At 65.4% G+C, this 12,990-nt stretch carries 11 protein-coding genes; 1 reads left to right on the top strand and 10 read right to left on the bottom strand.

The annotated features are described in order from the left end of the window. Positions 1-99: 99 nt before the first annotated feature. From C380_RS09825 to C380_RS25290, 3 genes are all read right to left on the bottom strand, one after another. Positions 100-330, bottom strand: coding sequence for a hypothetical protein (locus C380_RS09825; protein WP_015013700.1), 231 nt, complete (start codon positions 328-330; stop codon positions 100-102). 152 nt (positions 331-482) lie between these two features. Continuing rightward, positions 483-959, bottom strand: a complete 477-nt coding sequence (locus C380_RS09820) for a phage regulatory CII family protein (protein ID WP_015013699.1) — start codon at positions 957-959, stop codon at positions 483-485. A gap of 75 nt (positions 960-1,034) precedes the next feature. After that, positions 1,035-1,205, bottom strand: coding sequence for a hypothetical protein (locus C380_RS25290; protein WP_168162357.1), 171 nt, complete (start codon positions 1,203-1,205; stop codon positions 1,035-1,037). Positions 1,206-1,310: 105 nt separating this feature from the next. Between C380_RS25290 and C380_RS09815 the strand changes: the two genes are divergently transcribed. Then, on the top strand, positions 1,311-1,667 hold the full coding sequence (locus tag C380_RS09815) for an Arc family DNA-binding protein (protein WP_148279938.1): 357 nt from the start codon (positions 1,311-1,313) through the stop codon (positions 1,665-1,667). 12 nt (positions 1,668-1,679) lie between these two features. Here C380_RS09815 and C380_RS09810 read toward each other — a convergent pair whose 3' ends face one another. The 7 genes from C380_RS09810 to C380_RS23995 all read right to left on the bottom strand — a co-directional run bounded on the left by C380_RS09810 (position 1,680) and on the right by C380_RS23995 (position 12,987). Beyond that, positions 1,680-1,934: a hypothetical protein gene (locus tag C380_RS09810; RefSeq protein ID WP_015013697.1), complete on the bottom strand. Its 255-nt coding sequence runs from the start codon at positions 1,932-1,934 to the stop codon at positions 1,680-1,682. A gap of 121 nt (positions 1,935-2,055) precedes the next feature. Further along, positions 2,056-3,216, bottom strand: coding sequence for a glycoside hydrolase family 104 protein (locus C380_RS25390; protein ID WP_015013696.1), 1,161 nt, complete (start codon positions 3,214-3,216; stop codon positions 2,056-2,058). After that, entirely contained in the window at positions 3,213-3,467 is a 255-nt protein-coding gene (locus C380_RS09800) for a hypothetical protein (RefSeq protein ID WP_238544087.1), read from the bottom strand. Before C380_RS09800 ends, C380_RS25390 begins: the two co-directional genes overlap by 4 nt. Positions 3,468-3,552: 85 nt before the next feature. Then, complete coding sequence (locus tag C380_RS24000; RefSeq protein ID WP_015013694.1) at positions 3,553-4,119, bottom strand: DUF4376 domain-containing protein; 567 nt, start codon at positions 4,117-4,119, stop codon at positions 3,553-3,555. After that, positions 4,119-6,374: a hypothetical protein gene (locus C380_RS09790; protein ID WP_015013693.1), complete on the bottom strand. Its 2,256-nt coding sequence runs from the start codon at positions 6,372-6,374 to the stop codon at positions 4,119-4,121. Before C380_RS09790 ends, C380_RS24000 begins: the two co-directional genes overlap by 1 nt. Further along, positions 6,374-7,447 carry a hypothetical protein gene (locus C380_RS09785; RefSeq protein WP_015013692.1) on the bottom strand — a complete coding sequence of 358 codons (1,074 nt, stop codon included), beginning with the start codon at positions 7,445-7,447 and terminating at the stop codon, positions 6,374-6,376. Before C380_RS09785 ends, C380_RS09790 begins: the two co-directional genes overlap by 1 nt. Continuing rightward, positions 7,444-12,987, bottom strand: coding sequence for a phage tail length tape measure family protein (locus tag C380_RS23995; RefSeq protein WP_015013691.1), 5,544 nt, complete (start codon positions 12,985-12,987; stop codon positions 7,444-7,446). The genes C380_RS09785 and C380_RS23995 overlap by 4 nt, the downstream gene beginning before the upstream one ends. Positions 12,988-12,990 lie beyond the last annotated feature (3 nt).

Genomic DNA, 12,990 nt, shown 5'->3' with positions numbered 1-12,990 from the left:
CTGCCTCATCCACTGCGGTACTGGCGCACACCAAACCAGCCCACACCAAGGCCCCCACCACGCCCCAGGGCGTCGTGCCGGCCAAAGCCAAAATTCGTTTCATCGCCTGCCCCTCCCCCGCTCCACGCGGTGCCTGTCGCCATGCGCCACGGCCAACATCAGCAGCCGCCGCGTCGTCGGGTCACTCACCGCCTCGTCAAAGCTCTTGGCGGGGTGCCAGCGCGACCACTGCCCCTCGAAAAGCGCGCGCATGCGCGCCTCCGGCGCCGCCAGCGGCAGCTCCATCGGCAGGGTTTGTTGAACTGGGGGGGGAGCAATGCGGGATGCCATCGGTACGCCTCCTTTGAAGGGCCTCGATCAGTTCCACACCGAACAGCGCCGCCAGCGCATTGCCCGCACTCGGGGCAAAGCCATCCGGCAGCCGGTGAACCACGGCGCGCGCAGCGGGCGCCGATTTCTTGCGGGGGGTGCGGGGGGCAGTGCTACTCATCGACCAGCCCCTCCAGGCGCTGCACAAAGTCCAGCACCGCATTGATCAGGTCGAACGCCTCACCGCGCACGGCCTGGTAGTCGGCCCGGCAAAAGCGGGCGTCTGCATAGCCATTGCGCAGGGCCTGCGCCATCTGGCCTTTCTCACTGCTTACACGCAGCAGCAGCTCCAGCACAGCCTCATCGCTCACAGGCCCGGGGCGCAGGTCGATGGTGGCCCGGTCGAACAGCCGGTTCAGGCTCTCCAGAATCCGCATGTCCTGCGTCTCCCGGGTGATGGAGATCACATCGCGCAGCGTCGGCTGGTGATGGCTCTCCACATCGGCATCCACCTTGTTCCACAAAGTGCCCGGCTTCATGCTCAGGCGCTCTGCCAGGTCCTTTACGCCATAGGCCGTGGCCACCGCCCGGAACGCATCGAACGGGCTCACCGGCACTTCGTGTTTGGGGAATATGGGTTTGCGGGGCATGCCTTGCTCACTTGAAAGAAGCGGCCCCACGGCACACCATCACGGCATGCCCACCACCAACACCCAGCGCCCAGCTCATGCCTGTGCCCTCGCCCGGGGCTTGCCCAGGCTCTTGGCCAACTGCACACACAGCTCAGCAGAGCGGGTGCGGTTCTCGTTCTTCGCCTTGGCATCCAGACGCCGAAGCAAGGGCTCCGGCACGGTGACAAGCACCTTCTTGCTCACTGACTTAACTGATTTGGTCATTGTTGGATATCCATTGATATACATCGGGATAGCCGACTATATCCATGGACATCCAAAAGAGCAAATATTTATTACGGCAGGGGCAATGCCCGGATAATTCGCACCGTGACTACGCTGCAAACAAATGAGGCATCTGACGAAAAGAAGCGCCCGCCAAGGTTCTTGCTGGCGATGCCAGAAGACGTGCGCGTGGCCATCGAGCGCGCCGCGTTCGTCAACGGGCGCACCGTCACCGCTGAAATCAATCTGCGGCTGAAATCAACACTTCAGGCGGAAACAACGCAAGCACCGTCAGAGCGCAAGGGCAACGCCTATGCCCTCCCCAACGCACCCACGGTGCTGCACACCGCCAACGACAACGGCCCAACATCGGACCTCACTGGAACCGACAAAGCCATGCTCGATGTGTTCCGGGCCATGCCCCCCGAAAAGCAGCTGGCGCTGCTCAGCCTGTTCAGATAGCGCGAAAGGCGTTTAGTCCTCGCGGTCCAGCAACCAATCCTGGAAGTCGCCCCGTTGCTGTGGCTGCTCGTGCATCAAAAGGGTGTAGTCCACCAGTGCACCCATGGTCTGCGCCATGGTCTGTGCCGCGCTCAACTGCGAATCCATCCAATCGCCGTGCTCCTTACGCCGGGTAGCCTGCAGCTGCAGGGTTAGCGCGTGGGCCATGTTGGCAACCTTGGCCAACGCCTCAGCGGTTTTGGGGTGAATGGAAAGGCGATGCGGCATCTCTCTTACTCCTGTGTCTGTCTACTGTGTTTGCCAAAGATCATGCGACAGACCCGCCAAAAGCAGAGGGGCGATATAAGCCCAATAATGGCCGATATCGCCCCTCTGTTCGCCTCTTAGTTCACACCCCCGGCAGCTTCGCCCCGCCCGCCTGCAGCTCGGTCTTGCGCTGGCTGCTGAAGCTGGTTCCCAGCCAGTACGCACCCACCATGGCAATCACGGCCAGCAGCGCCGTCACGATCTGCACGCGCAGCTCGCCGCTGTAGTTGTCGGGGTGGATAAACAGCACGTCCACCACAAGGCCGTACAGCGGCAGCAGCAGCAGGGCGGATACCCAAAACGCCGGGTTCTGCCAAAAGCCTGGCGCCCCCGGCTGCATGTACACCGCGTTGGCCTCGCGTGCGCCAGCAATGCCGCCGCCCACCTCTTCCAGCTTGAACCACTGGGCCTCAATGGCACCGCGCACAGCCGCAGCTGCTGCCGGGTCTGACTTGATCGTCTCCAGCAGCTCCTGCTCGTTGCGCGCGCCAATCGCCTCCTTGGCTGCGGCAACCACGATTTCTGCGGCCTTCACGTTGCGCTCTGCTGTCTCAGAGCCCGAAGAAAACAGCTTGCCCAGCTTGGGCACCAGGTCGATGAGGGATGGCAGCACTGCGGCGACAAACGGGGCCATGGGTTGCTCCTTGGGTTGTGGGGTAATCGTGTCGGCCGCCAGTGCCTCGGTGTTGATGAAGCTGGCCAGCGTGGAAATGGTGTCGGACACGGCAGGCGCATACGTGCCGCCGTGGGCTTCGTACTCCTGCCGGGCGCGGGCCATGGTCACCACGGGCTGGCCGTAGGGACTGCCGGGCAAGCTGGCCCACTCGCGGTTGCACTTGCGCACCGCGTCTTCAAAGCGCCCGGCAATCACATCGTCCAGCGCCTTGCGGCCCAGGATGAGCGCCACGGCGCCCAGGTCCTGGTTCTGCGGCGAGAAGTCGGCAAAGCCGTACTGCTGCGCCAAGGCGTCCCAGGTGCGCGCCAGGAACTGATACGCCCCCGCCGCCGTGCTGGTGATGGGCGTGCCGCCCAGCTTGCGGGTGATTGGGGTGCGCGGGTGGTCCGCAAAATCGTCAGCGGTGCCCGGCTGGCCGTCCAGGCCCACCAGGTGCCCCCCGCCAAACATCACGCGGTAGCCGTCATCGCTCGCAGTGCCCTCGCCGTGGCGCAGCATGCGCAGAAAGGCCCGCACGTTCGTATCTTGCAGCGCTGCGATCAGCGCTATAGGGTCTTTGGTACTCATGGCGATCCACTTGTGAACAGTGTTTTGAACAACGTGGCCAGCGCTGCCCAGCCGCCAATGGCATACACAATGCCACCCAGCGCCAGGAACAGACTGGCCTTTCGCGCCAGGCCCCACAGCCCGCCCAGCACAAACCGGCCGGCGTGTTGTGTGGCCTGCTTTTGCAGCACCGTCAGGCCTGCAGCCCAAAACGCGGCGGCAGTCTCTTCGGTCATCGCACCCTTGATGCCCTCGCGCACGGCTGCGGCCATCTTGGCCTCCAGCCAGGCGCCAGTCTCATCAGTCAGCCGCACCTCAGAAGGCGCGCTAGCTCGGCGCTCTGGCCCTTTGTATGCATCAGGTGGTGGCATGTACGCCCCCCTGCTCTTCGGCCACCCACAACTCAGCTTGCCGCGCCCCCGCCAGCGCCAGGGCCTCGGCCAGTTCTGCGGCGGTGGCATCGATCACGGTGTTGTCGGCCAGCACCCAGTTGACCGATGGCGTGCCGGTGGCCTGCAGCGCCAGGATGGCCCGCGCCATGCGCGACTGACTGGTCTCATCGCCGTCAAAGGTGTTGCCCGCCTGCGTCGTCACAGTGATGCGGGCCACGGCCTCTGCGCGGGCCAGCTTGAAGGCTTCACGGGCCTGGCTTGCTGCAGCCTCTGCGGCCTGCGCCTCCCGCTCTGCCACAAACTGCGCCCAGGCCTCGGCATCGAGCACCTGCCAGGCGCCGTCCACCACGCACCAGTGGCCCGGCACGTAGTCGGCATTGGGCGGCAGGCCCTGCAGGTGGTCGTAGGCCTCGGGCGTCACGCCGGGTGCGCGGATGGAGCCCACCAGGCCCGCGTCGGTGATGCGCACAGCGGCGTCGTCGGGCAGCGCAAACACTACCCGGCCTGTCGATTTTTCGGTGATGGCCTGCATTACATGTTCCCCGTCAGAAAGAGTTCGGTGGCCGACAAGGCCACGCCCGCGCGGCGCGAGCCGGTTTGCTGCAGATCGCCCAGGTCGTCGATGTAGTACGTGTACCCCGTGGTCAGGCCGCTCAGGCCCGATGCCACGCCGCCCTTTGTGATGACAAGGCCCTGCGCCCCGTCAGCAATCGCTGCGGCGGTGATACCGATCCAGTTGTTGGCGTTGGTCACGCTGTCGCCGGTGTCGTACACGCGGGTGGTCTTGGCGTTGCTGTTGCCCGCGTCAACGTAAGCAAACACCACCTTGTCCTCTGAGCTGTTGTAGCCCAGGGCCAGCACGCTGCTGGTGCTGGTGTTGATGTAGGTGGTGCTGCCAAACACCAGCGCGGCCCCCGACACCGTGGCCGATGCCGTGCGGGCGTAGTTGGTCGTGGCCTCCAGCCCAAAGAACACCAGCTCGCCCTTGCCGATGTCGTACGCAAAGGGCTGCTGGGCGGTGTCCACCGTGCCGCCGCTCCACGCCGTGGCCAGCGGTAGCAAGGCGCCTGCAGATGCCGTGGTGCCGGTCAGCGTGATGAGCTGGCAGGAAGTGGTGCCAGTCTGCGTCAGCGCCACCAGCACAAAGCGGCCCGCCACGGGGGAGTATTCCATCCAGGCCGTACCCTGCGCACCTGATAGCGCGGTGGTCACCTCGGTGCGGGCAGTCAGCGCGGTGGCGTTGACCGTGAGCGCGCGGATGCCCCGGCTGGATGCCGATGTGTTGTACACCACCACGACCTCGGGCGCGCCGGGCATGGATGCAATGGCAAAGTGCTGGTTTGCGGACGTACCAGACCCTGCGCTGATGGTCAGCGGCGAGCCAGCCGTCATCACCCCCCCGGCCACCTGCACGGCGACGGCCTGCGTCGCCGTGCTAGTCACACAGAACACCACCACGATCTTGTTCTGGTGGGCGTTGTGGCAAAGGTCGTACCGGATGCCAGTAGACGATGTCGCCGTACCCAGGCTTTGCGCCGTGCCCAAGCTGATGGTGCTGCCCGAGATCGTGCCCAGCTGCAGGTACACCGCCGAGGCGTTGTAGAACGTCATGCACACCACGTTCTCCACCGGGTGCCAGCAGATGCGATTGAGCGAGCCCGTGGGCAGCGCGGTGCCTGCGCCCCAGGTGGTCGTGCCGGTGCCGCCGTCCACGGTGCCCACATGCAGGTGGGTGGTGGTCAGCAGCACCACCTTGTTCGTGCCGGGCACGTTGAGGATCTGCACAAAGTTGCCGCTGATGGTGGGCGTCTCTTCGGGCCCGAGCGCGCCAGGGTTCATGGCGTAACCCACGGTGCTGACGCTGCCATTGCTGTTAAGCACCACTACCTTGTTGGCCCCCACCGCCCCCTGGGCCGTCATGCGGCGACGGCCTGCGGCCAGGCTCTGCACAAACGCGGTGGTGGCCAACTGTGTGGTGTCGGTGGCACTGGGTGCCGTAGGCGCCGTGGGCGTGCCGGTAAACGCTGGGCTCGCCAGCGCTGCTTTCAGGGCCAGGGCGTTGGTGACGGTGGTTGCAAAGTTGGCATCGTTGCCCAGCGCTGCGGCCAGTTCGTTGAGCGTGTCCAGGGCGGCAGGCGACGATGCCACCAGCGCAGCGATAGCGGCCTGCGTGAAGGCCGTGGTGGCCAGCTGCGTGGTGTTGGTGCCCGGCGCTGCCGTGGGGGCCGTGGGCGTGCCGGTCATGGCCGGACTGTTGGCAAACAGCAGCGCGCCAGTGCCAGTCTCGTCTGTGATCGCCGCCGCCAGCTGTGCAGACGTGGCGACCAGCGTGTTGTTGGCCAGGTTGATCGTCTTGTTGGTAAACGCCTGCGGAGTGTTGGGCAGCACGAACTGGCTGGTGTCGATGGCCAGGGTCAGCGTGACCACCCAGTTCGAGTTGCTGCCGCTGCCGGTGTTGGAGTAGATCAACATCGACAGAGCGCCCGTCGCCGAGTCATACGCCGTCACCGTGCCGATCATTCGCTCGGTCGGCGCGGCCGCGTTGGAGATCACGAGGTCTTGGCCAGACGCATACCCCTTGCCAGGCTGAACCGTCAGGGTCCTGGCGCCAGTGCCGAAGGCCAGGCTGGTGGTGCTGGTGGATGTGACACCCAATGCGAAGGCTGAACCAAACGCATTGACGGCGGCAACCCATGGGTTCAGCTCGGCAAGGAGCTGATCCATTTCTGGCGCGAAGACAGTGGGCCGGGTCGAGGACGGAACCACGCTGAAGTATGGGATGGTCATCAGGTTTCTTCCAGGTTGAGAGTTACCAGCGCTTCTGTGGCGCTGTGATCGGTATTGATAGAGAACCGCTTGTAAATACCGCGAATCAGGAACGCCTCAAACCAGTCATCCGCCCCCGCATCGTCCAGCCCGGACCACACGGCAGCCACTGCGTTAAGCCGCTCACGAGCGTCAAGCAGGTCGTTCACAAAGCGCTTGGGGATTTCGCACACCTGCGTGGTGATAGGCAGCGAGCGGCGCGGCCGCAGCGTGGCTTTTGCAAACGGGTCGCGCTCGATCACGCTGAAGTTCAACGCATCGTTCTCCGCCCCCTCCTGGAGCTCGCCCATGTACACATAGTTGCCCACGTCCACTGCCCCCAGCTTGACGATCCCTGTGGACCGCGTGAGGGTGAGCGTGATTACCGCGTCACTGAACGGCGGCAGGTCAAACTGCACAACCGATGGCTGCAAATTGAACGGCTTGAAGGCGTACTCATACGCATCGCGCACCACGCGGCGGCGCAGGTCGAAGGCCTTGTCGTAGACCAGCACGCCCGCGCCTGTGTGCATCTGGATGCGCAGGTCATCAGACTCCATGCCCGTGACGCCGATGGAGTTGATGCGCTGGCCCGGCCGGATCTGGAGCACCAGTGGCGACGCGGCAATGGTCTGCGTGCTGCGCAGCTCATCCAGACAGGCGTGGCGGTTGGTAGCACCCACTTCCAGCCACCAGTCCGTGCGGTCGATGGGCGGCACCGGCAGCGGATTACCCGTGTTGCCCAACTGCAGACTCTCATAGATGCGGTGGGATGTAGTGCTGACCACCCGTGCGCCGAGCCCATAAGTGGTGCCGGGCACGTAGGGCGTCTCTGTCACCACGTCCCACCACTCGGTGGAAATGGCGGGCGCCACGGGCAAGGGGTTGCCCTGGTTGTTGATCTGGCGCGACTGGTACGTTTGGCCCCCGCTGGTAACGCGGGCGCCATCGACATAGTTGGCCATCGAGCTGTAAGCGGGCCAGCCCGCGTCGGGCTCGGCCACAGTGCTGGTCAACAGCCGCGCGGCTGGTTTGACGGGAACGATGACTCTCATTTTTTAGCGGTCTCCATGAGCAAGGTCACTGCTTGGTTGACGATGCCGGTGATGCCATCAGCGGTGGTCCGGTTGGTGCCTTTGATGAGTGCCAGCTCTTCTTTGATTTGTTGACTCTTCTCCACCAGCTGCGCCAACAGCCGGTTGGCCTCGCGGCGGTCGGCGGCTTGCGCGTCCACATAGGGGCGCGGTGTGATTTCCTCGCCCTGGTGGATCTGGGCCACCATGTCAAACGGCACAGCGCTGGTGCCCACCGCAAAGCCAGGCAGGCCCAGCTTTTTGAGGTAAGGGCTGACGTAGTCCGACAGCGCACTGCCCGGCTGCTCACGCACGGTGGCAGCGGCAGACTCCAAGAACGCCTGCTCAAACCCAGCCAGCGACAAGGCACCCGAGGCCAGTTGCCCGCGCCAGAAGTCCCAGCCCTGCTGGTCTATCTGGTTGGGGGCGCTGCCAATACCCACGCGCCCGATGGACGCATAGGCGTTGCTCACGGTCTGGTCGATGGTGCCCATGCCCGACAGCACGCCGATGGCCTTGGCCGCCTCGGCCGACAAGCCCAGCGCCGTGCCCAGCGTGGGCAGCAGGCCCGCACGCAGGCCCAGCCCGTCCTGTAGCGCAGTAACGGTGTCAGCATCAAAGCCAATGCCGCCCAGCAGCTGCTGCACGGTCACGCGGTCTGCAGCGGCCAGCTGTAAGCCTGCCAGCAGGCCGTCCACCTGGGCCGATGCACCCGCGCTCAGGGTCAGGCCTGCCAGCAGGCCGTTGACCTGGTCTGATGCCGCCGCTGCCAGAGACACTCCACCCAACAAGCCTTGCACCTGCGCGGCCACGTCTGCCGACCAGCCCACGCCCGCGTTGAGGCCGTCCACCTGTGCGCCTGCGGCGTCGGTGAGCGAGACGCCTGCAGCGATCAGCGCGATCTGCTCGCGTGCCACATCGGCAAAGGCCAGGCCCGCCGTGAGCTGCGCCGCCTGGGCGGCTGCGCTTTCTGTAAAGCCTACGCCCGCAGCGACGCGCTTGATGGTCTCCACCAGCGCATCAGAGATGCCCAGCCCGCCCGCAATCAGATCGAGCTGCCCCACCGCAGCCGGTGCAAAGCCAATGCCGCCCAGCAGCGCATCCACCTGCGCGGATGCCTCTGGCGCCATGCCCAGCACGGTGCCCAGCGCGCGGAACTTGTCGCTCTGCAGGTCAAAGCCCAGGATGGTGTGCAGGGCCGCAAAGTCGGGCGATTCCGAGTCGTAACCGACGATAGTGCGCAGCGCATCGAACTGGGCCGGGTCGTAGGCCAGTGCGCCGTCCAGCGCGGCGGCCAGATCCGTTGCAGCCTGACCCACCAGCAGGGCCACCTCGACAGCAAACTGCTGGCCGAGGTCGGCCACGTTCTCGGGCGTGAGACCCAGGGCGCCGGTGATGCTGCTCAGGGCTTCGTCGCTGATGCCCAGCGCCACGCTCAGGCTGTTGGTCTGGTTTGCGGCGACGGCCTTGACCAGCTCTTCCGTCAACCCCAGCGCATCGAGCGCGGCCAGGGCCACGTCCAACTTCAAATTGGCCGCTGCCTGCTCTTGCGTGGCCGCCACGTACTCGTCGCGCAGGGCCTGCAGCGTCTTGTCCACCGTCTGGATGCCCAGGTCGGTGCTGACGCCAGCCACTTCCATCAGCGCCAGGTGCTTGACGACATCGATCTGCGCGTCGGCAATCTGCTGCTGCAGCGTGAGCGTCTGGGCGTCGTACTTTTGCACCAACGGGTCTGCCTCTGCAGCGCTGGCCAGCTTGTTGAGCTGCGCTGTGACGCGGGCGGCGTCGCGGGCGTATTCGACACCGCTGCGGGCATTGGCACGCGCCACGTCCAGGTAGGCGCTGGCAACGCCGGTGAGCGCATCGCGCGCGCCCTGGTCGCCAGCACCGGCACGGGCTGCAGTCTCGGCAAACCGCTGCTGCAGCATTTGGTAGCGGGCGTCCAGCCCCATGCCACCGTTCGGGCCAGTGGCCAGGTCAGACACGAAGCCGCGCAGCGACTGCGCAAACCCGCGCGTGGCGTCTGCGGCCTGCATCTCCAGGTCGATGACCTTTTGCTGGGCGTCGGCATAGCCAGCCCAAATGTCCATGCGCACCGCCGCCACGCGGGCGTCAGCAGCGGCCACCCCGCCGCGCATGTCGGCCAGGCTGTCGGCCAGGGCCGCAAATGCGCCGCGCAGGGCCGATGCACGCTCTCGCTCTGCCTGGGCGGCTTCTTCTGCCGCCTGTGTGGCACTGGCAAACGCGCCCGCTACGGCCAGCAGCCCGGCCACGGTTTTTGCCCCGGCATCGCCCAAGGCGATGTTGGCCTTTACCTGCGCGGCATATTCTTCGCGGGTGGCGGGCATGTCCATGCCCAGCTTGGCCAGGGCTACACGCACGGCCTCGGTACTCACTGCGAGCTTTTCTGCGTCGCTGGTGTACAGCTCCACAAACGTGGCCATGTTGCCCGCGAGCGCCTGCACGCCGCCAGATGCGTCCACCAGCTTGCTGATGGCCGAGTCGGCAAGGCCCGCAAATGTGGGCATGTACTGCCCGAAGGCCTCAAACGCCGCTTGTGCCTGGGCGATCTGCGCCACGGCAGCAGACAACTGATCCATGTTGGACAGCTCGCCCAGCCGGTTGAGCATGGTGTCTGCCCAGCCGGGCAGGTCCATGTCCAGCAGCACCTTGCGGGTGTCGTTCGCAATGGCGGCCAGATACTGGGCCTGGCCCTCTGCGCCGTCGGCAAACTCCTTGGGTGCCCAACGGCTGGTGCGGGTGTCCTGCCAGTTCAGCAAGTCCTTGCCGCCCTGGCTGATGCGCAGTGCGCCCCAAGCGCCATCCTTGCTCGTGTCGTCGGCAAAGGCGGTGGCCACTTCAAAGCCAGCCTTTTGGCCGAAGGCCTTGGCGATACCGTCCAGCGTGGAGCCCAGGCCCGCAGCGATGCCGCTGGCCAGGGCCTGGCCGTCCTTGTTGTACTCCCGCACGTCGCCCATCTTGAACGTGCTCTGGTTGTAGATGCCCGCGCCCTCCTGCAGGCCCTGGTCGGCGCTGTAGATGGCGCCAGCACCAGAGTGCAGGGTTTGCTTTTTGCTCAGCATGGTGCCCAGCAGGGCCACGCCCGCCAGTGCCCAGCCCCAGCCGGGGATGGAGTTGAGCGCGCCCATGATCCCGCCGCCTGCAGTCGCCCCCCCGCCTGTAGCAGTTGCCAGCGTGCCAGCAGGCAGCGCAGCCGCCGTGCCAGCCTCAACGGCAAGGTTGGCCGCAATGGCCGACTGTGCAGCCGCCTGCGCCCCCGTAGCCACGCTTGCCCACATGCCGTTGGCCGTGGCCAGCGCACCAATGGCATCGCCCCCAGCCATTCCTACCAGGTTGGCATACCCCAGCGAGGCGGCAGACGCTCCTGCCGATGCGCCATACAGCGCCTGGCTACCAGCACCCCACAGGGTGTTGAGGTTGCTGGCAGTCTGGATGCCGCCCATCAGCCCGCCACCGCCACCCGACGACGGCGCACCGCCGTTCATAAGGTACTGCACCCCCGCCGAAACGGGCGACATGGCCAGGCTGAACGCAGGCCGCAGCACCAGCGTCTTGAACATGTTCTTCACGGTGTCGCGCAGGTTCTGTGCAGCGGTCTTGCCACTCTCAAAGCCCCGCATCAGCGAATCGGTCAGGCTCTGTTCAATGCGCTCACCCGCCCGCTCCCACTCGTCCGACGCCTTCTTGGCCTCCTTCTCGGCTTCCTTGGCGGCGTCGATCCCGGCTTGCTTAGCGCCCCCTTCACGCTTGGCGCGGGCCACCTCGCGCCAGGCATTGGCCTGCTTGATCAGGACTTCGTACAACGCTCCGTCCTGGTTCAAGAAAAGCGCGTTCGATGCCTGCACTTCCAGATCCGTGGCCAGCATCTCCAGCTTGGCGGCATCCAGCTCGGCAACGGCTTCCTTCGACAAGCCTAAGCGCGCGTTCTGCTCATCCTGCAGCACCAGTGCGGCCTGGGCCTTCTCCAGCTCCTTGCCCTGTGCCACCAGCGCCTTGTCCCGTGCCTTGGCCAGCTCCAGGGTGGCCTTATCGGCAGCGGTCGTAGCCTTGGTCTGCGCGTCCATCAGCTGCTTGGCCATGGGCTGCTTGGCAATCAACGCCTCCACCAGCTCCAGGTAGTACTCCTCGGAGATATTGCCCTTGGCCCTGGCGCTTTGCAGCTCCTTCAGCTTTTGCTGGTAGTCGCCAGTCAACCCGGCAAGGTTCGCAATGGTGGCCGCTTCGCGCTCTTCCTCCGTCTGCCCTACTTTTCTCGCAGCTGCGCTCTTCTCCTTGACCTTGGTCAGGTCAGAGACAACCTTCAGATAGTTGGCCTCAATCTGCGCGCGCTCTTGCTGGGTCAGCCCCTCGTTCTTGATCGCCGTGGTGTACTGCTGGGTAGCCTGCGCCACCGCCTTGCGGGTCTTCTCAAGCTCGGAATCACGCTTACCGGCCTCGTCTGACAGAGCAATCGAGGCCTTGACCGCTGCCGCACGTTCACGCTCAGCATTGGCAGATTCGCTGGCCTGATAGGCCGCGCCAGCCAGAGCAGCCGCCTGAGCTTGCAACCCTTGCAGCTCCGCCTGCATCCGGGCCGTGCCATTGGGCCTGCCTGTGGCGGCGCCACCAGCAGTTTCCCCAAACCCTCCACTGGCTGCGATCTTGTTCTCAAGATCAGCGATGCGCTTGCGCACCGTCTCCAGCTTCTCCCCGCTGGTCTGCTCCCTTCCCACGTTGAGCATGGCATCCCATGCCTCCTTGGCAAAGTCGCGCACCCCACGCCACGCGCGCTCCAGCGTTCCCAGGTGCTGCTCCATCCTCGCAGCCCGCTCCCGCAGGGCATCAGCGGCAGCATTCTGTGCAATCGATGCTGCGGTTTCCTTGTCCCCTAACTCATCTGCGGCCTTGATCTGGGCATAAGTACCCGCCGTGAGGTAGTTCATCGACTCGTTCAGGCGCGCACTGGCCTTCACGGGGGCATCGCCCAGGCTCTCAAAAATCTTGGCTGTATCGGTGATGGATTGGCCCGTGGCCCGCTCCATCTCCACAGCCGCAAGGCTCACCTTCTGCAGGTTCTCGCGCGCCACCTGGCCGGTTGCCGTCATGGTGGCCAGCGCTGCCGCTGCGGTGGCCTGTGTACCCGCCACGCTGTCAATGCCGCGTGCCATGTCGGCCAGCTGGCCAGCCGTCACCCCTGCGGCGTTGCCGGTGCTGATGATGGCCTTCTCATAGGCCTTCGTTTCCTTGCCCGCCTCGTGGTAGGCCAGGCCCACGGCCGCAGCCGCCACCACGGCAGTGCCCGCCACTGCACCCATGGACACCAGGGCACCAGCAGCACCCCGCACCACGGCCGACTGGCCCTGCACGGCAGACTGCACCGCTTCGTGGATGCCCTTGGTGGTGCCCTCCACCTTGGCTGCAGCGGCCTGCGTGTCAGAAACTGCCTGGTTCAGCTCGGCCTTGTACTGCTGGGACTCCAGCAGCATCTTGATCGCCAGCACCAGTTTCCCGCTCACGCTCATCAC

Origin of the sequence: Acidovorax sp. KKS102, from assembly GCF_000302535.1 — a bacterium.
Lineage (GTDB): Bacteria > Pseudomonadota > Gammaproteobacteria > Burkholderiales > Burkholderiaceae_C > Acidovorax.
The sequence above is the reverse complement of the archived record's forward strand: the minus strand, read 5'-3'. Positions and strand labels throughout refer to the sequence as shown.